Origin of the sequence: Metabacillus schmidteae, assembly GCF_903166545.1 — a bacterium.
Taxonomy (GTDB): Bacteria; Bacillota; Bacilli; order Bacillales; family Bacillaceae; genus Metabacillus; species Metabacillus schmidteae.
Window position 1 is genome coordinate 357,501 of record NZ_CAESCH010000001.1, and the last position, 26,325, is coordinate 383,825.

Below are 26,325 nucleotides of genomic sequence, written 5' to 3' on the forward strand. Positions count from 1 at the left end.
GTGAGGTCGATGGTTCGAGTCCATTTAGGCCCACCATCTCAAATAAAAATATGGGGCCTTAGCTCAGCTGGGAGAGCGCCTGCTTTGCACGCAGGAGGTCAGCGGTTCGATCCCGCTAGGCTCCACCAATGTTCTTTGAAAACTAGATAACGAAAACAATTCAAGTAATTCACTGAGTTTAAACGCTTAGTTTAGTGATTCTCTTAATAATATTTGAATCAGGACATTAAGTAAGTACTTATGTCTTGAGACAAAGGAGAAGCGAAGAGTACGAGGCGGCGAAATGGTTGAGGAGCGGAATGGACGTAATTTGTCCATGAGCACCGCAGAACATGAAGCCAACGAAGTAATCTGAAGCTTATCATTTGTCGAAGGTTAAGTTGTTAAGGGCGCACGGTGGATGCCTTGGCACTAGGAGCCGATGAAGGACGGTACTAACACCGATATGCTTCGGGGAGCTGTAAGTAAGCTTTGATCCGGAGATTTCCGAATGGGGGAACCCACTGCTCGTAATGGAGTAGTATTTTTACCTGAATACATAGGGTAATAAAGGCAGACCCGGGGAACTGAAACATCTAAGTACCCGGAGGAAGAGAAAGCAAACGCGATTTCCTGAGTAGCGGCGAGCGAAACGGAATTAGCCCAAACCAAGAGGCTTGCCTCTTGGGGTTGTAGGACACTCTATACGGAGTTACAAAGGAACGGAGTAAATGAAGAGGTCTGGAAAGGCCCGTCAAAGAAGGTAACAACCCTGTAGTTGAAACTTCGTTCCCTCCAGAGTGGATCCTGAGTACGGCGGGACACGTGAAATCCCGTCGGAAGCAGGGAGGACCATCTCCCAAGGCTAAATACTCCCTAGTGACCGATAGTGAACCAGTACCGTGAGGGAAAGGTGAAAAGCACCCCGGAAGGGGAGTGAAAGAGATCCTGAAACCGTGTGCCTACAAGTAGTCAAAGCCCGTTAATGGGTAATGGCGTGCCTTTTGTAGAATGAACCGGCGAGTTACGATCCCGTGCAAGGTTAAGTTGATAAGACGGAGCCGCAGCGAAAGCGAGTCTGAATAGGGCGAAAGAGTACGTGGTCGTAGACCCGAAACCAGGTGATCTACCCATGTCCAGGGTGAAGTTCAGGTAACACTGAATGGAGGCCCGAACCCACGCACGTTGAAAAGTGCGGGGATGAGGTGTGGGTAGCGGAGAAATTCCAATCGAACTTGGAGATAGCTGGTTCTCTCCGAAATAGCTTTAGGGCTAGCCTTGAAATGAGAGTCTTGGAGGTAGAGCACTGATTGGACTAGGGGCCCCCATCGGGTTACCGAATTCAGTCAAACTCCGAATGCCAAAGACTTATGTTCAGGAGTCAGACTGCGAGTGATAAGATCCGTAGTCAAGAGGGAAACAGCCCAGACCACCAGCTAAGGTCCCAAAGTATACGTTAAGTGGAAAAGGATGTGGAGTTGCTTAGACAACCAGGATGTTGGCTTAGAAGCAGCCACCATTTAAAGAGTGCGTAATAGCTCACTGGTCGAGTGACTCTGCGCCGAAAATGTACCGGGGCTAAACGTATCACCGAAGCTGTGGATTGTTCTTACGAACAATGGTAGGAGAGCGTTCTAAGGGCTGTGAAGCGAGACCGGAAGGACTCGTGGAGCGCTTAGAAGTGAGAATGCCGGTATGAGTAGCGAAAGAGGGGTGAGAATCCCCTCCACCGAATGCCTAAGGTTTCCTGAGGAAGGCTCGTCCGCTCAGGGTTAGTCGGGACCTAAGCCGAGGCCGAAAGGCGTAGGCGATGGCCAACAGGTTGAAATTCCTGTACCACCTCCTCACCGTTTGAGCAATGGGGGGACGCAGAAGGATAGGGTAAGCGCGCTGTTGGATTAGCGCGTCCAAGCAGTTAGGCTGACAACGAGGCAAATCCCGTTGTCACATAAGCTGAGCTGTGATGGCGAGGGAACTATAGTACCGAAGTTCCTGATTCCACACTGCCAAGAAAAGCCTCTAGCGAGGTGAGAGGTGCCCGTACCGCAAACCGACACAGGTAGGCGAGGAGAGAATCCTAAGGTGAGCGAGAGAACTCTCGTTAAGGAACTCGGCAAAATGACCCCGTAACTTCGGGAGAAGGGGTGCTTTTTAGGGTGAATAGCCCGGAAAAGCCGCAGTGAATAGGCCCAGGCGACTGTTTAGCAAAAACACAGGTCTCTGCGAAGCCGCAAGGCGAAGTATAGGGGCTGACGCCTGCCCGGTGCTGGAAGGTTAAGGGGAGAGGTTAGCGCAAGCGAAGCTTTGAACCGAAGCCCCAGTAAACGGCGGCCGTAACTATAACGGTCCTAAGGTAGCGAAATTCCTTGTCGGGTAAGTTCCGACCCGCACGAAAGGCGTAACGATCTGGGCACTGTCTCAACGAGAGACTCGGTGAAATTATAGTACCTGTGAAGATGCAGGTTACCCGCGACAGGACGGAAAGACCCCGTGGAGCTTTACTGTAGCCTGATATTGAATTTTGGTACAGCTTGTACAGGATAGGTAGGAGCCTGAGAAGCCGGAGCGCTAGCTTCGGTGGAGGCGTCGGTGGGATACTACCCTGGCTGTATTGAAATTCTAACCCACAGCCCTGATCGGGCTGGGAGACAGTGTCAGGTGGGCAGTTTGACTGGGGCGGTCGCCTCCTAAAATGTAACGGAGGCGCCCAAAGGTTCCCTCAGAATGGTTGGAAATCATTCGTAGAGTGTAAAGGCACAAGGGAGCTTGACTGCGAGACCTACAAGTCGAGCAGGGACGAAAGTCGGGCTTAGTGATCCGGTGGTTCCGCATGGAAGGGCCATCGCTCAACGGATAAAAGCTACCCCGGGGATAACAGGCTTATCTCCCCCAAGAGTCCACATCGACGGGGAGGTTTGGCACCTCGATGTCGGCTCATCGCATCCTGGGGCTGTAGTCGGTCCCAAGGGTTGGGCTGTTCGCCCATTAAAGCGGTACGCGAGCTGGGTTCAGAACGTCGTGAGACAGTTCGGTCCCTATCCGTCGTGGGCGTAGGAAATTTGAGAGGAGCTGTCCTTAGTACGAGAGGACCGGGATGGACGCACCGCTGGTGTACCAGTTGTCTTGCCAAAGGCATAGCTGGGTAGCTATGTGCGGAAGGGATAAGTGCTGAAAGCATCTAAGCATGAAGCCCCCCTCAAGATGAGATTTCCCATCACATTAGTGAGTAAGATCCCTGAAAGATGATCAGGTTGATAGGTCAGAGGTGGAAGCGCGGTGACGTGTGGAGCTGACTGATACTAATCGATCGAGGACTTAACCTAATAAAAGCGTAAGCTTAGTGAATTGAATTGTGAATCGTTATCTAGTTTTGAAGGAACATGCCTTCAAACTTTATATTATTTGGTGATGATGGCGAAGAGGTCACACCCGTTCCCATGCCGAACACGGAAGTTAAGCTCTTCAGCGCCGATGGTAGTTGGGGGTTTCCCCCTGTGAGAGTAGGACGTCGCCAAGTAAGAAGAGGAAAAAGATCAGTAGAGATACTGGTCTTTTTTTGTATGGATTTAAAAAATAAAATAAACCGAAGGTTTAGTCTGTAAAGAGGTAGAGACAAAGTAACCTTACTAGCCTGAGGCTTGGGAGAAGCATATTAAGGAACTTCTACTAAGAGCGCCACGTCCTGTGGCAACGTAGAAGTCAGCACATCCTGTGCAAGTAAGGAAGCGCCGAGAGAGAAGACCGGAATGTGCGCAGTTGGCACATGAGGATCTGAACGAACAAGCTGACGCGGAGATTCGCCGCTTATCGCAAGCCGAAATCCGAACACGGAAGTTAAGCTCCAGCGCCGATGGTAGTTGGGGGTTTCCCCCTGTGAGAGTAGGACGTTGCCAAGTAAGAAGAGGAAAAAAGATCAGTAGAGATACTGGTCTTTTTTTGTATGGATTTAAAAAATAAAATAAACCGAAGGTTTAGTCTGTAAAGAGGTAGAGACAAAGTAACCTTACTAGCCTGAGGCTTGGGAGAAGCATATTAAGGAACTTCTACTAAGAGCGCCACGTCCTGTGGCAACGTAGAAGTCAGCACTTCCTGTGCAAGTAAGGAAGCGCCGAGAGAGAAGACCGGAATGTGCGCAGTTGGCACATAAGGATCTGAACGAACAAGCTGACGCGGAGATTCGCCGCTTATCGCAAGCCGAAATCCGAACACGGAAGTTAAGCTCCAGCGCCGATGGTAGTTGGGGGTTTCCCCCTGTGAGAGTAGGACGTCGCCAAGTAAGAAGAGGGAAAAGATCAGTAGAGATACTGGTCTTTTTTTGTTTGATATGGAGTTTACGTGTATGTAGATTTTTTGTGAATTTTGTAGAATAGTAGATAAATTAAAATAATCGAAGATAAGTTGCTGAAAATCGAAGATAAAATGAAATAATCGTTGATAAATCTTCATAATCGAAGATAAATTAACTTAACACCCTACTAATGTGTGCGCAGATGGCACATGAGGATCTGAACGAACAAGCTGACACGGAGATTCCGCTTATCGCAAGCTGAAATCCGAAACTAAAGCCCATAGTTAATTAAAAAGATCAGTACAGATACTGGTCTTTTTTTGTATGAATTAAATAATTAAAGTGAAAACCAGGTCTAGTCTGTAAAGAAGCAGAGACAAAGTACTAAGTATGATATAGGTAAAAAAAAGATGAAGGGCCATAACTTGCGCTGGATAAAACAGTCACGTATTAAGCCCAAAATCATACTATGATTAACATCAATATTTAAATTCAAAATTGTGTATACAATGATACTTTTTGGTAAAAATAAAAGTATGGAGGTGGAGATTTTGAATTCAAATAGTTTACAAAAGTCTCTTGGGGAAACATGTATTATATGTGATGAGAAAAAGGAGTTAGGAATTTACCTTTATACAAGTTTTATATGTGTAGAATGTGAAAAAGAAATGACAAGCACTCAAACATCTGACCCTAAGTATAAATATTATTTAGAAAAGTTAAGAAGAGTAAAAAACTCACCACTATATTCATAGAATCCTAAGGCTGATTGAAATCAGTCTTTTTTTATAGGTAAGAAAGTTGAAAATTTCGAACTTAGTGTAGGTGTCTAGCTCCAGGTGCCATCGGCTCGAGGTCATAAGTCAAATAGGAATTGAATGCAAAGAACGCCTTCAATTCCTATTTGACTTATGCTTGTCGCCGATAAGCGGGCGCCTTGCACTTTTCGTATTTGTTTGTGCTATATGATGAATCTGTATATACTCAGGTAAGTTAGTATTGTTATAATGATTTTATCTATAAAAAAGGACGTTGATTAATAATGGAAACGCCTCTTTATTCTGCTCTATTAAACCATGCTAATGCTAAACCTTTGTCTTTGCATGTCCCCGGCCATAAAAACGGAGCAGTTTTTTTAAAAGAAGCAAACCATCTCTATAGAGATATCTTACATATAGATGTAACTGAATTAACAGGACTGGATGACTTACATGATCCACAGGATGTTATTCTAGCAGCACAGCAGCTTACAGCAAATGTATATGGGGTGAAAAACTCCTATTTTTTAGTAAATGGTTCAACGGTGGGAAATTTAGCAATGATTTTGTCAACATGCGAGGAGGGTGATGAGGTCCTTGTACAGAGAAACTCCCATAAATCAATTATGTATGGATTACAGCTTGCTGGAGTAAAACCAATCTTTTTATCACCAAAAATGGATGAAGAGTACCATGTTCCTAGTTATATTGAGATCGAAACGGTAAGAGAAGCACTAGATCTCTTTCCAAATGCCAAAGCACTAATCTTAACAAGTCCAAACTATTATGGTCTATCTATTGACCTTAAAGAGATCGTTACATTAGCACATGGACATGGAATACCAGTACTTGTTGATGAAGCACATGGTGCCCACTTTATAATAGGAAATGGATTTCCTCCATCTGCTATAGAGGCTGGAGCTGACATTGTCATTCATTCAGCACATAAAACTTTACCAGCCATGACAATGGGTTCATACCTCCATTTTAATAGTAACTATATTAATCAAGAAACAATAGAGACCTATCTATCTATGCTTCAAAGTAGCAGTCCTTCTTATCCAATTATGGCATCTCTTGATATAGCTCGTGCGTACTTAAAAGGAATAATAGACGATAAAAAGCAGGGGGATATTATCAAATCAGTCAAGGATGTCAAAACATACATTAACTCAATTAGCGGAATAGAAGTAGTCGAATCAATTGATCCAGTTGTACATAATGATCCATTAAAAGTAACAATAAGATCGACAAACAAACTATCTGGCTATCAATTGCAGGAACTCTTTGAGGCAAATAATATCAATGTGGAATTAGCTAATTATTATCATTGTTTATGTATCTTACCACTTGCCGATAGTTCCTTTATTATCAATAAATTAAAACATCTGAACTTAAGTTTAAAGAAAACAGAACGACCATATAAAATAAAAGCAAAGTCACAAGAACAAAAAGGAAAAAGGATACAATCTTTAGATATTCCTTACTCACATCTAAAAAAATATAAAAAAAGGATAGTAGAGATGGAAAAAGCAGTTGGATATTACTCTGCAGAAGCAATTATTCCTTATCCTCCTGGTATTCCACTTATTATTGTTGGAGAAAAAATAACAACAGAGTTAATAGAAAAGATTAAAGAACTGCTTGAACTGGGAGTAAACATTCAAGGAGATCATCATATAAAAAAAGGAAAAATAAGTATTTATATGAAATGAAGGTGAAGTGTTTGAAGGGTAAATTTATTACATTCGAAGGACCTGAGGGAGCAGGAAAAACCTCTGTTCTTGAAGTATTAATGAAAGAAGTAAATAATAATAATAATATGGATGCTGTTTTCACTAGAGAACCGGGTGGTATTCGTATATCGGAAAAAATACGTGAGGTTATTTTGAATAAAGAGCATACTGAGATGGATTCACGAACAGAGGCTTTATTATATGCTGCAGCAAGAAGACAACATCTTGTGGAAAGAGTTATCCCGGCAATAGAAACTGGACAAATTGTATTCTGTGACCGCTTTATTGATAGTTCTCTAGCATATCAAGGCTATGCTAGGGGATTGGGAATAAATGAAGTATTATCAATAAATGAATTTGCTATTAATGGATTAATGCCTGATCTTACATTTTATTTTAAAATAGACCCAAAGGTAGGTTTACAAAGGATATCAAAAAGTTCAGTAAGAGAGAAAAATCGCCTTGATTTAGAGGACTTAACTTTTCACCAAAAAGTCCAAGAAGGATATGAAAAAGTCATTAACATGTTTCCAGAAAGAATTGTTGTTATTGATGCTGAAAAATCACTTGAAGAAGTTGTCGAAGAAGTGAAGAAAGAATTAAAAAAGGTAATTTCTTTTTAATAAGGCAAGAAAGGTTTAAATTTGGGACTTAGTGTAGGTATCTAGCTCGCTTTTCTTAGTTAACATAAAATTACCATTAAACGAGCAATGATTCACTTAAATGAACATGTTACAATAAAAGGAGGCTTCTCTAAAATGAAGTTAATTATTGTGGTTGTACAGGATCAAGATAGTAACAAGTTATTGAATGTGCTTACTGACTATAATTTCCGAGTTACTAAATTATCTAGTTCAGGTGGATTTCTAAAATCGGGCAATACAACATTTATGATAGGGACAGAAGATATACGAGTGGATAAGGCTTTGCAAATAATAAAGGATAATTGTAAGTCAAGAGATCAACTAGTCGCTCCAGTATCGCCGATGGGCGGAAATGCGGATTCGTTTATTCCATATCCAGTTGAAGTAGAAGTAGGCGGTGCAACTGTATTTGTTCTTCCTGTCGAGCAGTTTCATCAATTTTAATAAAATCATCTTAATGGCAACAATGCCATGGAGGTAAAGGATGAAAATTAGTCAAGATATTAGGTCATCGATGGACAAGAGGGGGATAGAGCAAAAGGTTGCTCAAACATCCACCAAGGGATTCCATGATTTAATTGTTAAACAAGGAAGTAAGCTTCAAAATGAACAACTGAATAAGTTATTGGTTGATATAGATAGTGCCGGACGTAGATTAGCAAAATCCCGCAACTTTAGTGACCTTTCCAAATATAAACTTTTAGTGAAAAAATTTATTCATGAAGCTGTTGAGTTCGGCATGAATATGAAGCAATCCAGAAGTTGGGATTATAATGGAAATAGTCGCGCATTAAAAATAGTTGAGCAAGTCGATGAATCATTAGTTCAATTAGCAGACGAGATGATAAGTAAGGAAGGCTCTACAATAGATATTCTTGCAAAAATAGGCGAGGTTAAGGGATTACTTATTAACCTTTATACGTAGAGAGTGATGAGTATGACGAAAAATTGGAGTGAATTAAGTTCATATCAGCCGAGGGTTATGAAACTGTTAACAAATAGTATAATGAAAGACAGGCTGGCACATGCATATCTTTTTGAAGGAAAAAAAGGTACTGGAAAAAGAGAAGTAGGGATTCTTTTAGCAAAAAGCTTTTTCTGTGAAAATCTTCAAAACTATGAACCATGTGAAATTTGTAGGAATTGCAAAAGAGTAGAATCGGGCAATCATCCTGATGTACATCTTGTTGAACCGGATGGACTTTCGATTAAAAAAGGACAAATTCAGGCACTGCAGGAGGAATTTTCAAAATCAGGAGTTGAATCAAATAAAAAACTTTATATGATTGTTCATGCAGATAAGATGACAGTTAATGCAGCAAACAGTTTACTAAAGTTTTTAGAAGAACCTAATGCTAATACAATTGCAATTCTCATAACAGAGCAGTATCATAAAATGTTGAATACGATTTTATCACGGTGTCAATTGTTACCTTTTCAACCATTGCAACCAAAAGCGATTGAAATGAGGTTGAAAGATTCAGGTATAGCTACACATATAGCTTCATTAGTTGCTCAGTTAACCAATGATACAGACGCAGCTTTTAGTCTGTCAAAAGATGATTGGTTTGCGCAGGCTAGATTGAAAGTGATAAAATTATATGAAATCCTCACCACTCGAAAAGGACAGGCACCTTTGTATATACACACAGAGTGGATGAACTTTTTTAATGAAAAGGAAAAGCAGGAAACAGGGTTAGACTTGTTATTATATATATATAAAGATGTCTTATCTGTTCAATTAGGAAATGATGAACATGTGATCTACCAGGACATCATTCAACAAATTAAACAGCATGCCCTTCAGATAACTCAAAGAAGTGTGACTGAGAAGGTAACTTCTATATTAGAAGCTAAGAAACGGCTTCATGCCAATGTAAATCCGCAATTATTATTGGAACAATTGGTTTTAACATTGCAGGAGGGATAAGTTTGTATAATGTTGTAGGAGTTCGCTTTAAAAAAGCGGGCAAAATTTATTATTTCGACCCTAATGGTCTTCAAATAGAGGATGATGATTTTGTCATTGTGGAAACAATAAGAGGGGTTGAATATGGCAAAGTCGTCTTAAACAATAAACAAGTAGAGGAAAACGATGTTGTTTTGCCTTTGAAAAAAGTTATTCGCCTTGCTGATGAAAAGGATCGGTTAATGGTACAGGAAAATCAGGAGGCTGCATCTGAAGCATACCATGTTTGTCAGAAGAAGGTTTCAGATCATGGTTTAGACATGAAGTTGGTTGATGTGGAATATACATTTGACCGAAATAAAGTGATCTTCTATTTTACAGCAGATGGACGTGTTGATTTTAGAGAGCTTGTTAAAGATTTGGCTGCTATTTTCAAAACAAGAATAGAGCTGCGCCAAATTGGTGTTCGTGATGAGGCAAAAATGCTGGGTGGAATCGGACCTTGTGGTCGGATGTTATGTTGCTCCACATTCCTCGGGGATTTTGAGCCTGTATCTATTAAGATGGCAAAGGACCAAAATTTGTCACTGAATCCAACGAAAATTTCCGGCTTATGTGGAAGATTAATGTGTTGTCTTAAATATGAAAATGATGAGTATGAATCTGCCAAGGAACAACTTCCTGATTTAGGAGAAATGATTGGGACTCCAAATGGATTAGGGAAAGTAGTTGGTTTAAATATATTAGAGAAGATTCTACAGGTAAACCTTGTGGAACAAGAACGCGTGGTTGAATACACTTGGGATGAATTGCAGAAAGAAGGCGTAGTTCCAATGCAATCCACAGATTGATGAGGTGGAACAAGTGGATAAGAAAGAAATATTTGAATCTGTCAGTAGTATGGAGGAACAAATAGGGTCTTTATATACTCAATTAGGTGAGCTTAAGCAACATTTAGGAGAACTTATCGAAGAAAATCATCATTTACAAATTGAAAATGAGAACCTACGCCGACGATTAGATTCAACAATGACTGATACAAAGAGCTCAACTAAAACAAAAAAGACAAAAGCAAAGGATCATCAGCGAAAGAAACAAAATCAGCAGGTTGATATAGGAGAAGGCTACGACAATTTAGCAAGACTTTATCAAGAAGGTTTCCATATTTGCAACCTACATTATGGAAGTATTCGTAAAGATGGAGATTGTTTATTTTGCTTATCATTCCTAAATAAGAAATAATAGAACTGACTCATACTGATTGTGTCCAAAAGACCAATTCACTGATATGTGTCAGTCTTTTTTTATGCTAAAGAAACGAGTCTTTCACTAAATGACATTTTTTCGAAATGGTAAGATAGCTAATTCGTTTGATTTAAAGGAGAAATAAATTTATGGTTAAGTTAATAGGAGATGAGAGGTTAGATTATTTATTAGCCGAGAATTTACGGATCATCCAAAGTCCATCCGTCTTTTCATTTTCATTGGATGCGGTGTTATTATCCAGGTTCGCTTATATGCCTATACAAAAAGGGAATATTATTGATCTTTGTACAGGAAACGGTATTGTTCCTCTTATTCTTAGTACAAGAACAAAAGGTCAAATTACTGGGGTAGAAATACAAGAAAGACTCTATGATATGGCAGTAAGAAGTGTACAATATAACAAGCTGGATCAACAAATTATGCTTATCCATGGAGATCTTAAGAATATGCCAGAGGAACTTGGACATGGAAAGTTTGATGTTGTTACATGTAATCCGCCTTATTTTAAAACGCCACAGAAGGATAAACAAAATTTAAATGAACATTTGGCTATCGCCAGACATGAAATTTTATGTACATTAGATGATGTAATTAAGGTGAGCAGTCAGCTTGTTAAACAAGGCGGTAAGGTTGCCATTGTGCATAGACCTGGGAGGTTAGTGGACCTTGTTGAATCAATGAGGAAATATGGCATTGAGCCAAAAAGGCTACAATTTGTCTATCCTAAGCAAGGGAAAGAAGCAAACACTGTCTTAATTGAAGGCATTAAGGGTGGTCAAGCTGATCTAAAGTTGCTACCTCCGATATTTGTATATGATGAACATCATGAGTATACACCGGTTATTAAAGAAATTTTATATGGAAAAGAAGCGGATAAAGAATAGGCAACACTATATATAGGAGTAGAATAAATGGAAAAGGAAGCTCACTATTTTTATGTGTTAGAATGTAGTGATGGAAGCTATTATGCAGGTTATACAGTAGATATTGAAAGGCGTTTACACAATCATAACACCGGTAAAGGTGCAAAATATACAAGAGGGAGAACTCCTGTAAAACTTTTATACTCAGAAGAGTTCGATTCAAAAAGTGAAGCATTGAAAATGGAAATCAAATTTAAAAAGTTTTCTAAGAAAAAGAAACAATCATATATAGAAGGCAGGTGAAGGGAATATGCTACATACCCAAAAAAGTTTTATTCATAATGAAAATGAAATAGGTGATTTATTTTTAGTGCCAACACCGATTGGTAACTTGGAAGATATGACCTTTCGGGCTATAAAGGTTTTGAAAGAAGTGGACCTTATCGCAGCAGAAGATACACGTCAGTCAAAAAAATTATGTAACCATTTTGAAATTGATACGCCAATCTTTAGCTATCATGAACATAATAAAGGAAGCAGTGGACAAAAGATCATTGAGTATTTACATGAAAATAAGAGTGTTGCATTAATTAGCGATGCTGGAATGCCGACAATATCAGACCCGGGCAGTGAACTGGTGCAACAAGTTTTAGAATCAGGTGCGAAGGTAATTCCACTACCAGGTGCTAATGCAGCGTTAACAGCACTTATTGCTTCAGGAATTACACCACAGCCATTTTACTTTTTTGGCTTTTTAGATCGACAAAAGAAAGAGAAAAAAAATCAATTAACTTCATTAAGTACTCGAAAAGAAACTTTTATTTTATATGAGTCACCTCATCGCCTAAAAGAAACACTACAATTAATGCTTGAATGCTTAGGGAATAGATCTATTTGTTTATCAAGAGAATTAACAAAGAAGTTTGAAGAATTCATAAGAGGTAATATAAAAGATGTTATAGCTTGGTCTGAGGAAAATGAAATACGTGGAGAATTTTGTATTATTGTCGAAGGTTCTAATGAAGAAGTAATTGATGACAAAGATATTTGGTGGGATTCTCTTAATGTAAAAGAACATGTTGAGCACTACATAAAAGAAGGATTATCGTCAAAGGATGCTATTAAAAAGGTAGCACTTGACCGAAGTGTTCAAAAAAGAGATGTGTATCAGGCATATCATATAGAATAGTTTTAAAAAAAGGGATCAGAATTGATCCCTTTTTATCATTATTTATTTACTAATTGATTTTTAATTTCAGTTAAAATTTGCTCTGCGCCCTCACGGCTTAAAACTAGCTTGCCATTAGCTAACGCTAAGTTATCGTCAGAAACTTCTCCAGTAATTTGACAAGTCATATTTGGTTTATATTTTTTAAGAATAATTTTATCATCATCAACGTAAATTTCTAATGCATCCTTTTCAGCAATACCTAGAGTACGGCGTAATTCAATAGGGATAACTACGCGACCTAACTCATCAACTTTACGTACAATTCCAGTAGATTTCATAATTTAGTAATCTCCTCTCAATTTATATCTATTTATGTTTTTTTGCTATACTTCGTCAATATTCGACAAAAACTGATTTGCTTTTTAAGCATATCAGTGTTTCCAATAAACGTCAATCATTTTTATTATATTTCCATGTAAAAAAATAGGTGATACTAAATAACCTTAATCTAGAGGGGTTTTATCCACTATATACCCACAAATTATGTATTTAAAACCTATTTTTGGAAGTTTGGGTTTATGAAATATGTCCTTATTTCCCCAATTATTAATACTAAAATTTCGACAAAAACAAAAACAAAATGTCGAATTGGAGAAATGTTAAAACTTTAGGTATATATCCTTGATATTAGAGGTTAAGATGGTATCATAAAGAGTATGAAAAAGTCTGAGATGGTTAGGTTAGTAAGGGCTACTTTATTGATCAATAATCTTTAGATATATAAGAGTACCAGTAGTACCTTTTGGATTAGGGTATTTGAATAGCATTAAGGTTAAATGGTTTCTTATCGCTCTCGTCCTTTGGGCGAGGGCCTTTTTGATGACTGCAAGGTACTTAATTTACTAGTTAGCATAAGGAGGTTATACAATGGAAAATAATCAAAACACATTTTATATTACAACTCCGATCTATTATCCGAGTGGAAAGTTACATATTGGACATGCTTATACGACCGTAGCAGGTGATGCAATGGCACGCTATAAACGTATGCGCGGCTTTGATGTAATGTATTTAACAGGTACAGATGAGCACGGTCAAAAGATTCAAAGAAAAGCAGAAGAAAGTAATATTACTCCACAGCAGTATGTTGATGGAATTGTGTCAGGGATAAAAGAGCTTTGGGGGAAAATGGACATTTCTTATGATGATTTCATTCGAACTACTGAAGATCGACATAAAGTAGTAGTGGAAAAAATCTTTGCCAAGCTTGTTGAGCAAGGTGATATCTACTTAGATGAATATGAAGGTTGGTATTCTGTACCAGATGAAACATTTTATACTGAGCTTCAGCTCATCGACCCAATCAAGGAAAACGGAAAAATCGTTGGAGGAAAAAGTCCTGACAGTGGTCATCCGGTAGAATTAGTAAAGGAAGAATCATATTTCTTTAAGATGAGTAAATATGCAGATCGACTGTTAGCGTTCTATGAAGAAAATCCCGAATTCATTCAACCCGAATCAAGAAAGAATGAAATGATAAATAACTTCATTAAACCTGGTCTTGAGGATTTAGCGGTATCAAGAACAACCTTTGATTGGGGAGTAAAAGTACCTGGAGATCCTAAGCATGTTATTTATGTCTGGATTGATGCTCTTTCGAACTATATTACTGCACTTGGATATGGAACAGAGCAAGATGAAAAATATAAAAAATACTGGCCAGCAAATGTCCATATTGTAGGGAAGGAAATTGTGCGTTTCCATACCATCTATTGGCCAATCATGTTAATGGCTTTAGATTTACCACTTCCAAAGAAAGTATTTGCTCATGGCTGGCTTTTGATGAAAGATGGTAAGATGTCAAAATCTAAAGGAAATGTAGTAGATCCTGTTACATTAATTGATAAATATGGTTTAGATGCTCTTAGATATTATTTATTAAGGGAAGTTCCTTTCGGATCTGATGGAGTCTTTACTCCGGAAGGGTTTATTGATCGTGTTAATTATGACTTAGCAAATGACTTAGGTAATTTGTTAAACCGTACTGTAGCTATGATAGATAAATATTTCGAAGGGGAAATTCCTACATTTAATGGAAGTCAGACAGAATTTGATGATCAACTTGTTAAGTCTTCACAAGAAACAATAAAGAAATATGAAGATGCTATGGAAAATATGGAATTCTCAATTGCTCTTTCATCTCTCTGGCAATTTATTAGCAGAACGAATAAGTACATTGATGAAACACAACCTTGGGTATTAGCGAAAAACGAAGAAGATCGTGATAAACTGGCTTCGGTTATGGTTCATCTAGCTGAGTCTTTACGAATCACAGCTGTTTTATTAAAACCGTTCTTAACTGAGACTCCAAATAAAATATTCAGCCAGCTAGGTATTCAAACAGAGGAATTACTGAATTGGGATAGCCTTCAAACATTTGGACAGATTAATCAAACAAAAGTAAACAAACAGGCACCAATCTTCCCTCGATTAGAAGTGGAAGAGGAAGTAAATTATATTAAAGAACAAATGAAAGGCTCTACTCCTGTTGTGGAAGCTGAAGAGAAACAGGAACCTGCTGCTCCTCAAGAAGAAGAGATTACAATTGATGACTTTATGAAAGTTGACTTAAGGGTGGCAGAGGTTCTTCATGTCGAACCTGTAAAAAAAGCAGACCGTCTGTTGAAAATTCAGTTAGATTTAGGTTATGAAAAAAGACAAGTTGTTTCTGGTATAGCAAAACATTACAAACCAGAAGAGCTAGTAGGTAAAAAAGTTATCTGCGTTGTTAATTTAAAGCCTGTAAAGCTACGCGGTGAATTATCTCAAGGGATGATTTTAGCCGGTTCACAAGGTGATTTACTTTCAATTGCAACGGTCGATTCTGACCTTCCAAATGGTTCAAGAGTAAAATAATCTTAATCTGAGCGTCTTATTTATAATGAGACGCTCAATTTTTTTAACCTTTCAAATGTGAAATTCTTGGAGAAAACTGCCGAAACATAAAATGTTTCACGTGTAACATTTTGTAAAACACAAATTAGATTTGTCGAATAAAGTAAAAGAAGGGAGTAATAAAGATGCTTTTTGATACACATGCTCATTTAAACGCAATTCAATTCGATGAGGATTTAGAGGAAGTAATAGAAAGAGCAAAAATGGAAAAAGTTACACACATTGTTGTTGTTGGATTTGATAAAGAAACTATTACAAAAGCAATGGAGCTTACAGACAAATATGACATGATATATGCTGCTGTAGGTTGGCATCCTGTAGATGCAATAGATATGACAGATAAGGATTTACAATGGATTAAAGAGTTGGCTTCACATCCAAAAGTAGTCGCTATAGGTGAGATGGGACTAGATTATTATTGGGATAAATCACCAAGGGATATACAAAAGGAAGTTTTCCGGAAACAAATCCAATTAGCTAAAGAGGTACAACTGCCAATTATTATTCATAACCGTGATGCAACAGAAGATGTGGTGAAAATACTACAAGAAGAGAAAGCTAGTGAAGTAGGAGGAATCATGCATTGCTTTACAGGTAGTTTAGAGGTTGCGAAGCAATGCATGGATATGAACTTCTTTATTTCATTTGGTGGCCCTGTTACCTTTAAAAATGCAAAGAAACCGAAGGAAGTTGCAAAAGAAATTCCAATGGATCGATTACTAATTGAAACCGATTGCCCTTATTTAACTCCACACCCATTTAGAGGGAAACGAAATGAACCAAGTTATGTGAAGTATGTGGCTGAGCAAATTGCTGAGCTAAGAGAAGTGGATTTTGAAGAAATTGCTCAAAAAACATCCGACAATGCAATGAAAGTATTCGGCATAACTCGATAACGAAAGTTGTCGAGTTATGCAGGAGCTTGTCCACTTTTTCAAGAAAATCATTCTGTTCTACATGTCTTAACTTCCTCATAGTATAACTTTGTCGATAACTCTTACTTCACTTTTCCTGACTTTTTAAGCATAATTATGAGTACGTTGGAAAAATGAGACAACGCCCAAAGGGTTGACAAGACGAAAGATACTCTATATAATCCACGAGGAAGAAGGAGGCGGTTTTCATTTTTACTGGAAATATGAAAAAGCTGTTTTCCGAAAAAGTAATAAGAAACAAATTTGTCCTTTCTGCTGCTAGTTTAATAGTTTTAGGATCTGGATCTGCGTACGGTACATATGAGTTAACAAAAGACTCTGTCTCATTAACGATTAACGGTAAAGAAGAAATAGTCCGTACCCATGCAAACACAGTTAGCGATTTACTAAAAGAGAATGAAATAGATATAAGACAAGAAGATGAAATATCACCAGCTACTAATCAAGAAATTAAAGATGATATGAAGATTGCCTATAAAGCAGCAAAACCGATTAAAGTTGCAATGGGTGATGAACGAAGGACAATTTGGACAACAGCGGATACAGTTAAAGAACTGATACAACAAGAGAATATTGACGTCACTGAGCATGATCGAATTGAACCAGCTTTAGATACAGTAATTAAGAACGACTTGTCACTAACAATTGATAAAGCATTTCAAATTACACTAAATGTTGGCGAAGAAGAAAAGCAACAAGTTTGGACTACTTCGACTACTGTCGCTGACTTTTTAAAGAATCAAGATGTTCAATTAAATGAATTAGACAAAGTTGAACCTGCTCTAACAGATGAATTAACTGAAAAGAGTAATGTCATAGTAACCCGGATAGAAAAAGTCACCGATGTAGTGGAAGAACCGATCGCCTTTAATGTTGTAGAAAAGAAGGATGACAACATTGAGAAAGGTGTACAAAAAGTTATCAACTCAGGAAAAGAAGGTAAGCAAGAAAAGCATTACGAGGTAACAATTGAAAACGGTCAAGAAAAAGAAAGAAAACTATTAAAAACTGAAACAGTTCAAAAGAGTGAAGACCGTGTGGTTGCTCTGGGAACAAAACCTGTCCAAGTAAGTACTGTTTTAGCCTCCCGCGGAGATGATTCTGTTTCAAAAGAGTTTTATGTGAATTCAACGGCCTATACTGCAAATTGTAATGGATGTTCCGGAACCACTGCCACAGGAATGAATTTACGAGCGAATCCAAATGCAAAAGTTATTGCTGTTGATCCTAATGTTATTCCTTTGGGAACAAAAGTATATGTCGAGGGCTATGGATATGCAGTTGCTGCTGATACTGGTTCTGCTATTAAAGGGAACAAAATTGATGTGTTTTTATCATCAAAATCAGCTGCCTATCGATGGGGTTCGAAAAAAGTAAAAATTAAAATTTTAGAATAGATTGACAGAGGATCTTTATTCCTCTGTTTTTTATTTTTATTCAATCCTCTCGGTACTCAGGTTCTTTTTCAGGCTCACACTTTTGTTCCTTTTAAAAGGAATGTATACTATTTATATCTCTTCAATACATAAGACGTAATTACTTGGGAAAAAGTTTCAACTTTTTTGGAGGAAATATGAAAATAAAAGAAATTATTGTTGTAGAAGGAAAAGACGATACTACAGCTATAAAGAGGGCTGTTGATGCAGATACAATTGAAACAAACGGATCTTCAATAGGAGAAAGTGTTATTGAACAAATTAAATTGGCTCAACAAACTCGTGGAGTCATTTTATTTACTGATCCGGATTTTCCTGGTGAAAAAATTCGAAGGACCATTGCAGACCTAGTACCCGGCTGTAAGCATGCATTTTTGCCAAAAGATGAAGCAAGGCCTAAAAGAGGCAAAGGAATAGGGGTTGAGCATGCGTCGATTGAGTCTATCCGTCATGCTCTACATGCAGTTAAGGAAGAAATGCAGGAATTTACAAGTGAGATTGCTATGGATGATTTACTTGACGCCGGTTTAATAGGTGGAAATAAGGCTAAGGATAGACGGGAAAAATTAGGATTACTTTTAAAAATAGGTTATACAAATGGAAAGCAACTACATAAAAGGTTGCAAATGTTTCAAATATCCAGAGAAGACTATTTAAGAGCTATCAACAAAATCCTGCAGGAGGAAAACGAGTGATGATGAAGGATATAGCAACCCCAGTTCGAACGAAAGCTATTTTAGAGAAGTATGGATTTTCGTTCAAAAAAAGCTTAGGACAAAATTTCTTGATTGAGCCAAATGTTCTTTCTAGAATAGTTGACCATGCTGAGGTAACTGATAAAACAGGTGTAATTGAAATTGGACCTGGTATTGGTGCACTTACTGAACAGCTGGCAAGAAGAGCAAAACGTGTTATTGCATTTGAAATTGATCAACGTTTACTACCTATACTTAATGAAACGTTAGAGCCGTATAAGAATGTAAAAGTTATCCATCAAGATGTTTTAGAAGCAAATTTAACTAAAGCAATTGAAGACTCATTCCATGATTGTGAAGAAATTATGGTTGTTGCGAATTTACCTTATTATGTGACCACACCAATTATTATGAAGCTTCTAGAAGATAAACTACCATTAAAGGGTATTGTCGTTATGCTTCAAAAAGAAGTTGCTGATCGAATATCAGCGTCCCCTTCCACGAAGGAGTATGGCTCGCTTTCAATTGCCGTTCAATATTATACAGAAGCAAAAACAGTTATGACTGTACCAAAAACAGTGTTTGTACCGCAGCCAAATGTAGATTCTGCCATTATCCGCTTATTGGTGAGATATGAACCAATTGTTGAACTAGAGGACGAAGATTTCTTCTTTCAAATTGTCCGTGCAAGCTTTGCTCAAAGGAGAAAAACGTTATTAAACAATCTTGTTCATTATCTCCCAAACGGAAAAGAACAGAAAATAAAGATTGAAGAAGCACTTCATGGAATTGGAATTGATGGGAAGAGAAGAGGAGAATCACTTTCAATTGAAGAGTTTGCTAAACTAAGTGATACCTTAGCCGAAATAGTAAACAAATGATAAAATTCAGGGGTTAATCCTCTGGATTTTTTTATTTATAAATAATAAAATTCATAAACTGTAGATATGCGCTTATTTGCCTGGGCTGACAGGGCATCTGTATTTTCGTTCTTTTCTTTTTTAGAATATCACCAAATTTAAAAACCTACATAGGCTAGAAAAGGATCTATTTTAACTGATCCTTAGCCAAAAGGACCTGACGTGTACGTAAAATTGTGAAGACAACAGGTGAATCATTCATTGGAGTGATAGAGAATGCATGTGAAAATTGGAGATGTTGTAGCAAGAAAATCATATAACCTGGATTTATTATTTCGCGTTATAGATGTAAAAACAACGGCTACTGGAGAGCAGGTAGCGGTATTATATGGTGATGAAGTAAGATTGATTGCAGATGCAGATTGCAATGATTTGGTCATAGTGGATGAGACTGAAAAAAGTACGAGAAAACAAAAAGAAAAAGAACGAATTGATCAGTCGTATTTTTTATTTCGGCAGGACTATCAGTTACTTAGAGAAAAGCAAGAATATTATGCAACGTCAAGCTACAGTCATAATGAGGAGTTTTTCCATATTCCGGGGAGAGTTCTTCATGTTGATGGAGATCCTCTTTACTTAAAAAAATGCCTTACATTGTATGAAAAGATTGGGGTACCTGTAAATGGTGTTCATGTAAATGAAAAAGAAATGCCTGAAAAAATTACAGATCTATTAACGAAGTATCGACCGGATATATTAGTAGTTACAGGACATGATGCGTATTCAAAGCATAAAGGAAGCATTGATGATATTAATGCTTATAGGCATTCTAAGCACTTTGTTCAAACCGTACGACAAGCACGTAACAAAGTTCCCCACCTTGATCAACTTGTCATCTTTGCGGGTGCATGTCAATCACATTTTGAATCACTTATACGTGCAGGTGCTAATTTTGCAAGTTCTCCATCTAGAGTAAATATTCATGCACTGGATCCTGTTTATATCGTTGCTAAGATTAGCTTCACACCTTTTGTAGAGAGAATTAATGTATGGGATGTTTTAAGAAATACTCTTACTAGAGAGAAAGGTCTTGGTGGTGTTGAAACAAGAGGAGTACTTAGAACAGGTATGCCTTATAGAAGACCCTCAAGTCAATGATTTCTGGCCGCTTACGTTTTCATTATGTAAGTGGCTATTTTAATGCAAACTCATTGTTTAGATACAAAGGTTTTATCCGCTATTTTCGACGAAATTTTAAAATAATGTGGTGAAATTTCAATCTGTATATAAAAAGAAAATATTCATTGTTTTCAAAGATTCAACTGCAATTTTCCCCTTTAAACTTATGCTTTGAGTGATAAAAATGAACATTCAACCCAATAAAAATAAAAAACATTCATTTTCTTTACATAAAAGTTAAGATGATTGTTCAAACTATAAGGGACAAATGAGAATTTTGTTGAAAATAATTTATTGACAGTAGTTAAAAGATACTGTTATAATTTAAATTTTATTTGACTTACATAGGCGAAAGGTTGTATAATAATCTTAGTGAGGTGGATGCAATGGGAAAAACTCTAACGGATATTAAAAAATCCTTGGATGGTAATCTTGGCAGACGACTAACTCTTAAAGCTAATGGTGGTCGTAGAAAAACGATAGAACGCTGTGGTGTACTAGCAGAAACCTATCCATCTGTCTTTGTTATTGAGCTTGATCAAGATGAAAATTCGTTTGAACGTGTATCTTACAGCTATGCCGATGTTTTGACTGAAACAGTACAACTCACATTTTTTGAAGATACAACAGGTTCTTTTGCAGTTAGTGGACAGTAGACATCATATGTTTACTGTTTTTTCTTTGTTTTAAAAATTAACTTGTACAATACATATCTTTTTGTCTTTATTCAAATAATAAAGTAGCCACAGTACTTTTTCTTATTTGGGAACTTTAGCTTTTACTTTTGAAGGGAAGTGGGTTTACAGATGGCGAGACGTCGTGGAATAATGTCTGAGAGCTTTAAGTATGAATTAGCAAAGGACTTAGGGTTTTACGATATCGTAAAAGAAGAAGGCTGGGGAGCAATTCGCTCACGTGATGCAGGAAATATGGTTAAACGGGCAATTGAGTTGGCTGAGGCACAATTGGCGAAACAGCAAAAGTAAAGCATAGATTAACAGTTATAGGGTTGGTTATAAATGTTCATTTTTGAATGAACATTTATACCGACCCTTTTTATAATCATTGAGTTTATATATAAATTGTTAAATAAATACTCAGCAACATTTGCATGTTTGTTTTATTTACTATTTATCCTTTTAAAGAATAAAATAACGTCAATATGATAAGAAATGAAAAGAAGAACTTGTATCATATACTGATTCATCGTCTTACATCCCTTCAGAGAATCTGCTGATAATACGATGGAATTGTCGAAAAAAGAAATACGATACCTGCTTTTGTGGTACAATGTTGATACAATTTTAGATCGTTTAAGTAGGTGACAAAGATGCGTGTTTTAGAAAAGGCACCAGCCAAAATAAATTTATCGTTAGATGTCCTTCGAAAGCGGGAAGACGGTTTTCATGAAGTAAGGATGATTATGACGACTATTGATCTTGCTGATCGCGTTGAATTAGTAGATATTCCTTCAAATGAAATTCGTATAGTATCACATAATCGCTTTGTTCCGGATGATCAGAGGAATTTAGCATATCAAGCAGCAAAGCTATTAAAGGAACATTTTAATATTGAAAAGGGTGTATCTATATCGATCACAAAAACGATTCCGGTAGCTGCAGGGCTGGCAGGAGGAAGTAGTGATGCCGCCGCAACATTAAGAGGCTTAAATAAGCTATGGAAACTTGGGCTTACCCTTGATGATTTAGCTAAGCTTGGAGCAGAGATTGGATCAGATGTATCCTTTTGTGTATATGGAGGAACGGCCTTAGCAACTGGTCGTGGGGAAATCATTCAACAAATTGCCCCTCCACCACATTGCTGGGTAGTACTTGCAAAACCAACTATAGGGGTTTCCACAGCAGATGTTTATCGAAATTTAAATTTGCAAGCTGTTCAACATCCTGATGTAGATGGAATGGTAAACGCCTTACATAGCAATAATTATGAAAAAATTTGTTCGTTAATGGGAAATGTCCTAGAAGATGTTACATTACGTATGCATCCAGAGGTAGCAAATATAAAAGAACAAATGAAAAGGTTTGGTGCTGATGCTGTATTAATGAGTGGAAGCGGCCCGACAGTATTTGGATTGGTGCAATATGAGTCACGTTTGCCACGTGTATATAATGGTTTGAGAGGTTTTTGTGATCAGGTATTTGCTGTTAGGATGCTTGGGGAACGAAACATCCTTGATTAAATACGGATATTAAGTTATATTTACTATAATAATATTCGGATTTTGGGGGTTACCAGTTCATGAAATTTCGTCGTAGTGGTCGACTTGTTGATATGACAAACTACTTGCTTCATCATCCACATTCTTTAGTACCATTAACATTTTTTTCAGAGAAATATCAGTCTGCTAAATCATCAATTAGTGAAGACTTAACGATTATTAAGGAAACGTTTGAACAACAAGGAATTGGGACCTTATTAACTGTACCAGGTGCTGCGGGTGGAGTGAAATTTATTCCTAAAGTAGAAGCAAATGAAGCGAAGCAGTTTATTGATGAACTATGTGAGCTTATTGCAAAGCCAGAGAGATTACTTCCTGGAGGTTATTTATATTTAACAGATCTTCTAGGTACCCCATCTATTGTTAATAAAATTGGCCGTCTCTTTGCAACAGTTTTTAGTAACCGAAAAATTGATGTGGTCATGACGGTGGCAACGAAGGGGATCCCATTGGCATATGCTGTCGCGGCACAGTTAGATGTACCTGTCGTTATTGTTAGAAAAGACAGTAAAGTAACAGAAGGTTCAACAGTGAGCATAAACTATGTTTCCGGATCATCAAAGCGTATACAAACAATGTTACTTGCTAAACGCAGCTTAAAAGAAGGATCGAATGTGCTGATTATTGATGACTTCATGAAGGCTGGAGGTACAATCAACGGCATGATTAGCCTCTTGGAAGAGTTTAAAGCAACAGTTGCAGGAATTGGTGTTCTAGTGGAAACAGAGGGTGTAGAAGAGAGATTAGTTGATCAATATGTATCACTGGTAAAACTTGCTGATGTTGATATACGTGAACGAAATATCCAAGTTACAGAGGGTACCTATTTTCACATTGTAAATAACAAAGAGATGGGAGAGGAAAAATTATGAAGATCGTTAGTACAAGTCAAGCACCAGCAGCAATTGGACCATATTCACAAGGAATTATTGTTAATAATTTGTTTTATAGCTCTGGTCAAATTCCTTTAACAGCTGAAGGGGATATGATTACAGGAGATATTGAAGTACAGACACATCAAGTATTTAAAAATTTAAAAGCTGTATTAGAAGAAGCAGGCGCGTCTTTAGAAAGCGTTGTTAAAGCAACTGTATTTCTTCAAGATATGAATGATTTTGCCTCTTTTAACGGGGTGTATGGGCAATATTTCTCTACTCATAAGCCTGCACGTTCATGTGTGGAAGTAGCAAGACTGCCAAAGGATGCTTTAGTTGAAATTGAGGTTATCGCTCTAGTTAAATAATAAAAAAAGTCAATCACTGATGTGGTTGACTTTTTTTAATTTCTCTGGGTGTTAAACTTTTTGTCAATTAATTTGCCTAAAATTAAAAAAATTTTCAAATTAAGGGAGGAATAACAGAAATAACGTTGAATTTAGTAACTAAAGTTTTTCATATGGGGGAAAAGGTGGTGAACAGAATGGAAGTTACAGACGTAAGATTACGCCGCGTAAATACCGAAGGACGTATGAGAGCAATTGCATCTATTACGTTAGATCATGAGTTTGTTGTTCATGATATTCGCGTAATTGATGGTAATAATGGTCTCTTTGTTGCAATGCCAAGTAAACGTACTCCTGATGGTGAATTCAGAGATATTGCACACCCTATCAATTCTAGTACACGCGGAAAAATTCAAGATGCTGTACTAGCTGAATATCATCGTTTAGGTGAATTAGAAGTAGAATTTGAAGAAGCAGGTGCTTCATAAAATAATAAAAAGAACTTTGTACAGATGTACAAGGTTCTTTTTTTTTGATATAGGGAATAATAAGATTCTATTGATTAGTCATTATCCTAGAGATTCGACAATATTTTCAAGCAAGCTTAATCAGAAAATGAAACTTATGATAAAATTAGAAATATCATGTACTTTTGTTTGTTGTCTTGAAATACATGTTATTTTAAGATATATTTCTTTATGGATAAAAAGGTTCTGTTTTTTTCGACGATATAAACCAAGGCTTTCGCCATTAGGACTTGGCGACAAGCCAAGTTTTTTTCATGATTATTGCTAATTGGAGGCTTATGAAATGGATAATCGGTATGCAGTTATATTGGCTGCTGGACAAGGTACAAGAATGAAATCCTCACTATATAAAGTATTGCACCCTGTTTGTGGGAAACCAATGGTTCAGCATGTACTTGATCAAGTAACAAAATTAACATTGTCGAAAGTTGTCACAATTGTCGGCCATGGAGCAGAAAAAGTTAAGTCTGAACTTGGAGATCGAACAGAGTATGCATTGCAAAGCGAACAATTAGGAACTGCCCATGCAGTTATGCAAGCTGCATCATTTCTTGAAAATGAAGAAGGTACAACAATTGTCATCTGTGGTGATACACCATTAATTCCTGCAGAAACAATGTCTGCTTTGTTAGCACACCATCAAGAAACAAAGGCGAAAGCAACAATTCTTACAGCAAATGCAGAAGACCCAACTGGTTATGGCCGTATTGTTCGTAATCAAGAGGGATCAGTAGAAAAAATTGTTGAACATAAAGATGCGACTGACGCTGAACGTATGATTACAGAAATTAATACAGGTACATATTGCTTTGACAATCAAGAATTGTTTGGGGCATTAAAAAATGTTTCTAATGATAATGTTCAAGGAGAATATTATTTACCGGATGTTATTGAGATTCTTCAAAAAGAGGGGAAAATCATTTCAGCTTACCAAACGGAATCTTTTGAAGAAACATTAGGAGTCAATGATCGAATTGCTTTATCACAAGCAGAGAAATTTATGAAACAACGTATTAATAAAGAGCATATGCGAAATGGTGTGACAATCATAGATCCTGATAATACGTATATTTCTGTTGATGCCAAAATTGGTCGTGATACAACAATTTATCCAGGCACAATGATTATCGGAGAAACTGTAATTGGCGAAGAATGTATTATTGGGCCAAATACAGAAATTAAGAACTGTAAAATTGATCATAAAACGACGGTTAGACAATCTGTCGCACATGATAGTGAGATTGGCAGTGAAGTACAAGTAGGTCCATTTGCACACATTCGTCCTTCTTCACACATTTCTGATGAAGTAAAGATCGGCAATTTTGTTGAAGTGAAAAAATCATCAATGGGCAAAGGTAGTAAGGCCTCTCACCTAAGTTATATCGGAGATGCTGAGGTTGGATCTGAAGTAAACCTTGGATGTGGATCCATTACAGTTAATTATGACGGTAAAAATAAATTCTTAACAAAAATTGAAGATGGTGCATTCATAGGCTGTAACTCAAATTTAGTTGCACCAGTTACAGTTGGAAAAGGTGCATATGTTGCGGCCGGTTCTACTGTCACGAATGATGTACCAGATAAAGCATTATCAGTTGCACGTGCTCGACAAGTAAATAAAGAGAATTATGTCGACCGTTTAAATCTTAAAAATTCCTAATGG

Annotated in this window: 25 protein-coding genes, 2 tRNA genes and 2 rRNA genes (1 of these 29 cut by a window edge); 28 read left to right on the plus strand and 1 reads right to left on the minus strand. The window is 37.3% G+C overall.

The features are described 5' to 3' along the window. From HWV59_RS01630 to rsmI, 15 genes are all read left to right on the plus strand, one after another. Positions 1 to 36: transfer RNA gene (locus HWV59_RS01630), tRNA-Ile, on the plus strand (it extends 41 nt beyond the left edge of the window). A gap of 16 nt (positions 37 to 52) precedes the next feature. Continuing rightward, a tRNA-Ala gene (locus tag HWV59_RS01635) sits at positions 53 to 128 on the plus strand. 245 nt (positions 129 to 373) lie between these two features. Continuing rightward, positions 374 to 3,302, plus strand: a 23S ribosomal RNA gene (locus HWV59_RS01640). A 78-nt stretch (positions 3,303 to 3,380) separates the two neighbouring features. Beyond that, a 5S ribosomal RNA gene (gene rrf, locus HWV59_RS01645) occupies positions 3,381 to 3,496 on the plus strand. A 1,313-nt stretch (positions 3,497 to 4,809) separates the two neighbouring features. Further along, positions 4,810 to 5,022 (plus strand): sigma factor G inhibitor Gin, encoded by a 213-nt coding sequence (locus HWV59_RS01650; protein ID WP_407941608.1) that lies wholly within the window; start codon positions 4,810 to 4,812, stop codon positions 5,020 to 5,022. Positions 5,023 to 5,309: 287 nt separating this feature from the next. Next, positions 5,310 to 6,740: an aminotransferase class I/II-fold pyridoxal phosphate-dependent enzyme gene (locus HWV59_RS01655; RefSeq protein ID WP_175637948.1), complete on the plus strand. Its 1,431-nt coding sequence runs from the start codon at positions 5,310 to 5,312 to the stop codon at positions 6,738 to 6,740. Between the two features lie 11 nt (positions 6,741 to 6,751). Beyond that, on the plus strand, positions 6,752 to 7,384 hold the full coding sequence (gene tmk / locus HWV59_RS01660) for a dTMP kinase (RefSeq protein WP_175637949.1): 633 nt from the start codon (positions 6,752 to 6,754) through the stop codon (positions 7,382 to 7,384). Between the two features lie 135 nt (positions 7,385 to 7,519). Then, positions 7,520 to 7,849 (plus strand): cyclic-di-AMP receptor, encoded by a 330-nt coding sequence (locus tag HWV59_RS01665; RefSeq protein ID WP_175637950.1) that lies wholly within the window; start codon positions 7,520 to 7,522, stop codon positions 7,847 to 7,849. Between the two features lie 40 nt (positions 7,850 to 7,889). Continuing rightward, complete coding sequence (locus tag HWV59_RS01670) at positions 7,890 to 8,330, plus strand: YaaR family protein (protein WP_175637951.1); 441 nt, start codon at positions 7,890 to 7,892, stop codon at positions 8,328 to 8,330. A gap of 12 nt (positions 8,331 to 8,342) precedes the next feature. Further along, positions 8,343 to 9,335 carry a DNA polymerase III subunit delta' gene (holB, locus tag HWV59_RS01675; RefSeq protein ID WP_175637952.1) on the plus strand — a complete coding sequence of 331 codons (993 nt, stop codon included), beginning with the start codon at positions 8,343 to 8,345 and terminating at the stop codon, positions 9,333 to 9,335. A gap of 2 nt (positions 9,336 to 9,337) precedes the next feature. Then, positions 9,338 to 10,165 carry a PSP1 domain-containing protein gene (locus HWV59_RS01680; protein WP_102232811.1) on the plus strand — a complete coding sequence of 276 codons (828 nt, stop codon included), beginning with the start codon at positions 9,338 to 9,340 and terminating at the stop codon, positions 10,163 to 10,165. A gap of 13 nt (positions 10,166 to 10,178) precedes the next feature. Then, the gene (gene yabA / locus HWV59_RS01685; protein WP_175637953.1) at positions 10,179 to 10,556 is read left to right on the plus strand and encodes a DNA replication initiation control protein YabA; all 378 of its coding nucleotides are present in this window, start codon (positions 10,179 to 10,181) and stop codon (positions 10,554 to 10,556) included. A gap of 152 nt (positions 10,557 to 10,708) precedes the next feature. Next, a complete protein-coding gene (locus tag HWV59_RS01690; RefSeq protein WP_175637954.1) occupies positions 10,709 to 11,464 on the plus strand; it encodes a tRNA1(Val) (adenine(37)-N6)-methyltransferase in 756 nt (251 codons plus the stop codon). Positions 11,465 to 11,491: 27 nt separating this feature from the next. Next, a complete protein-coding gene (locus tag HWV59_RS01695) occupies positions 11,492 to 11,746 on the plus strand; it encodes a GIY-YIG nuclease family protein (RefSeq protein ID WP_175637955.1) in 255 nt (84 codons plus the stop codon). A 7-nt stretch (positions 11,747 to 11,753) separates the two neighbouring features. Further along, the gene (gene rsmI, locus HWV59_RS01700; RefSeq protein ID WP_175637956.1) at positions 11,754 to 12,632 is read left to right on the plus strand and encodes a 16S rRNA (cytidine(1402)-2'-O)-methyltransferase; all 879 of its coding nucleotides are present in this window, start codon (positions 11,754 to 11,756) and stop codon (positions 12,630 to 12,632) included. Positions 12,633 to 12,670: 38 nt separating this feature from the next. Here the strand turns inward: rsmI and HWV59_RS01705 are convergent, their stop codons facing one another. After that, positions 12,671 to 12,952: an AbrB/MazE/SpoVT family DNA-binding domain-containing protein gene (locus HWV59_RS01705; RefSeq protein WP_102232816.1), complete on the minus strand. Its 282-nt coding sequence runs from the start codon at positions 12,950 to 12,952 to the stop codon at positions 12,671 to 12,673. A 589-nt stretch (positions 12,953 to 13,541) separates the two neighbouring features. On the opposite strand from HWV59_RS01705, the gene metG reads away from it, so the two are divergent. The 13 genes from metG (at position 13,542) to glmU (ending at position 26,322) form a co-directional block, all read left to right on the plus strand. Further along, the gene (gene metG / locus HWV59_RS01710; protein ID WP_175637957.1) at positions 13,542 to 15,530 is read left to right on the plus strand and encodes a methionine--tRNA ligase; all 1,989 of its coding nucleotides are present in this window, start codon (positions 13,542 to 13,544) and stop codon (positions 15,528 to 15,530) included. 164 nt (positions 15,531 to 15,694) lie between these two features. Beyond that, entirely contained in the window at positions 15,695 to 16,465 is a 771-nt protein-coding gene (locus tag HWV59_RS01715; RefSeq protein WP_175637958.1) for a TatD family hydrolase, read from the plus strand. 242 nt (positions 16,466 to 16,707) lie between these two features. Then, positions 16,708 to 17,901: a G5 and 3D domain-containing protein gene (locus HWV59_RS01720; protein WP_175637959.1), complete on the plus strand. Its 1,194-nt coding sequence runs from the start codon at positions 16,708 to 16,710 to the stop codon at positions 17,899 to 17,901. A 176-nt stretch (positions 17,902 to 18,077) separates the two neighbouring features. Next, positions 18,078 to 18,635: a ribonuclease M5 gene (gene rnmV / locus HWV59_RS01725; protein WP_175637960.1), complete on the plus strand. Its 558-nt coding sequence runs from the start codon at positions 18,078 to 18,080 to the stop codon at positions 18,633 to 18,635. Beyond that, the gene (gene rsmA / locus HWV59_RS01730; RefSeq protein WP_175639960.1) at positions 18,635 to 19,516 is read left to right on the plus strand and encodes a 16S rRNA (adenine(1518)-N(6)/adenine(1519)-N(6))-dimethyltransferase RsmA; all 882 of its coding nucleotides are present in this window, start codon (positions 18,635 to 18,637) and stop codon (positions 19,514 to 19,516) included. The genes rnmV and rsmA overlap by 1 nt, the downstream gene beginning before the upstream one ends. Positions 19,517 to 19,771: 255 nt before the next feature. Then, the gene (yabG, locus tag HWV59_RS01735) at positions 19,772 to 20,653 is read left to right on the plus strand and encodes a sporulation peptidase YabG (RefSeq protein ID WP_175637961.1); all 882 of its coding nucleotides are present in this window, start codon (positions 19,772 to 19,774) and stop codon (positions 20,651 to 20,653) included. A gap of 407 nt (positions 20,654 to 21,060) precedes the next feature. Beyond that, positions 21,061 to 21,330 (plus strand): biofilm formation stimulator Veg, encoded by a 270-nt coding sequence (veg, locus tag HWV59_RS01740; protein WP_026562427.1) that lies wholly within the window; start codon positions 21,061 to 21,063, stop codon positions 21,328 to 21,330. Positions 21,331 to 21,480: 150 nt separating this feature from the next. Continuing rightward, positions 21,481 to 21,660, plus strand: coding sequence for a small, acid-soluble spore protein, alpha/beta type (locus tag HWV59_RS01745; protein ID WP_175637962.1), 180 nt, complete (start codon positions 21,481 to 21,483; stop codon positions 21,658 to 21,660). 344 nt (positions 21,661 to 22,004) lie between these two features. After that, positions 22,005 to 22,874 (plus strand): 4-(cytidine 5'-diphospho)-2-C-methyl-D-erythritol kinase, encoded by an 870-nt coding sequence (gene ispE, locus HWV59_RS01750; protein WP_175637963.1) that lies wholly within the window; start codon positions 22,005 to 22,007, stop codon positions 22,872 to 22,874. Between the two features lie 59 nt (positions 22,875 to 22,933). Continuing rightward, a complete protein-coding gene (gene purR, locus HWV59_RS01755; protein ID WP_175637964.1) occupies positions 22,934 to 23,785 on the plus strand; it encodes a pur operon repressor in 852 nt (283 codons plus the stop codon). Beyond that, entirely contained in the window at positions 23,782 to 24,156 is a 375-nt protein-coding gene (ridA, locus tag HWV59_RS01760; RefSeq protein ID WP_175637965.1) for a 2-iminobutanoate/2-iminopropanoate deaminase, read from the plus strand. The genes purR and ridA overlap by 4 nt, the downstream gene beginning before the upstream one ends. A gap of 176 nt (positions 24,157 to 24,332) precedes the next feature. Further along, positions 24,333 to 24,623 carry a septation regulator SpoVG gene (gene spoVG / locus HWV59_RS01765; RefSeq protein ID WP_026562422.1) on the plus strand — a complete coding sequence of 97 codons (291 nt, stop codon included), beginning with the start codon at positions 24,333 to 24,335 and terminating at the stop codon, positions 24,621 to 24,623. 322 nt (positions 24,624 to 24,945) lie between these two features. Continuing rightward, a complete protein-coding gene (gene glmU, locus HWV59_RS01770) occupies positions 24,946 to 26,322 on the plus strand; it encodes a bifunctional UDP-N-acetylglucosamine diphosphorylase/glucosamine-1-phosphate N-acetyltransferase GlmU (protein ID WP_175637966.1) in 1,377 nt (458 codons plus the stop codon). Positions 26,323 to 26,325: the final 3 nt, after the last annotated feature.

What these genes read in the sequence shown, in the direction of transcription:
- HWV59_RS01655 (WP_175637948.1), top strand. Translation starts at nt 5,310, where the DNA reads ATGGAAACGCCTCTTTATTCTGCTCTATTAAACCATGCTAATGCTAAA.
- HWV59_RS01665 (WP_175637950.1), top strand. Translation starts at nt 7,520, where the DNA reads ATGAAGTTAATTATTGTGGTTGTACAGGATCAAGATAGTAACAAGTTA.
- HWV59_RS01670 (WP_175637951.1), top strand. Translation starts at nt 7,890, where the DNA reads ATGAAAATTAGTCAAGATATTAGGTCATCGATGGACAAGAGGGGGATA.
- holB (WP_175637952.1), top strand. Translation starts at nt 8,343, where the DNA reads ATGACGAAAAATTGGAGTGAATTAAGTTCATATCAGCCGAGGGTTATG.
- HWV59_RS01690 (WP_175637954.1), top strand. Translation starts at nt 10,709, where the DNA reads ATGGTTAAGTTAATAGGAGATGAGAGGTTAGATTATTTATTAGCCGAG.
- HWV59_RS01695 (WP_175637955.1), top strand. Translation starts at nt 11,492, where the DNA reads ATGGAAAAGGAAGCTCACTATTTTTATGTGTTAGAATGTAGTGATGGA.
- rsmI (WP_175637956.1), top strand. Translation starts at nt 11,754, where the DNA reads ATGCTACATACCCAAAAAAGTTTTATTCATAATGAAAATGAAATAGGT.
- HWV59_RS01705 (WP_102232816.1), bottom strand. Translation starts at nt 12,952, where the DNA reads ATGAAATCTACTGGAATTGTACGTAAAGTTGATGAGTTAGGTCGCGTA.
- metG (WP_175637957.1), top strand. Translation starts at nt 13,542, where the DNA reads ATGGAAAATAATCAAAACACATTTTATATTACAACTCCGATCTATTAT.
- HWV59_RS01715 (WP_175637958.1), top strand. Translation starts at nt 15,695, where the DNA reads ATGCTTTTTGATACACATGCTCATTTAAACGCAATTCAATTCGATGAG.
- HWV59_RS01720 (WP_175637959.1), top strand. Translation starts at nt 16,708, where the DNA reads ATGAAAAAGCTGTTTTCCGAAAAAGTAATAAGAAACAAATTTGTCCTT.
- rnmV (WP_175637960.1), top strand. Translation starts at nt 18,078, where the DNA reads ATGAAAATAAAAGAAATTATTGTTGTAGAAGGAAAAGACGATACTACA.
- rsmA (WP_175639960.1), top strand. Translation starts at nt 18,635, where the DNA reads ATGATGAAGGATATAGCAACCCCAGTTCGAACGAAAGCTATTTTAGAG.
- yabG (WP_175637961.1), top strand. Translation starts at nt 19,772, where the DNA reads ATGCATGTGAAAATTGGAGATGTTGTAGCAAGAAAATCATATAACCTG.
- veg (WP_026562427.1), top strand. Translation starts at nt 21,061, where the DNA reads ATGGGAAAAACTCTAACGGATATTAAAAAATCCTTGGATGGTAATCTT.
- HWV59_RS01745 (WP_175637962.1), top strand. Translation starts at nt 21,481, where the DNA reads ATGGCGAGACGTCGTGGAATAATGTCTGAGAGCTTTAAGTATGAATTA.
- ispE (WP_175637963.1), top strand. Translation starts at nt 22,005, where the DNA reads ATGCGTGTTTTAGAAAAGGCACCAGCCAAAATAAATTTATCGTTAGAT.
- purR (WP_175637964.1), top strand. Translation starts at nt 22,934, where the DNA reads ATGAAATTTCGTCGTAGTGGTCGACTTGTTGATATGACAAACTACTTG.
- ridA (WP_175637965.1), top strand. Translation starts at nt 23,782, where the DNA reads ATGAAGATCGTTAGTACAAGTCAAGCACCAGCAGCAATTGGACCATAT.
- spoVG (WP_026562422.1), top strand. Translation starts at nt 24,333, where the DNA reads ATGGAAGTTACAGACGTAAGATTACGCCGCGTAAATACCGAAGGACGT.
- glmU (WP_175637966.1), top strand. Translation starts at nt 24,946, where the DNA reads ATGGATAATCGGTATGCAGTTATATTGGCTGCTGGACAAGGTACAAGA.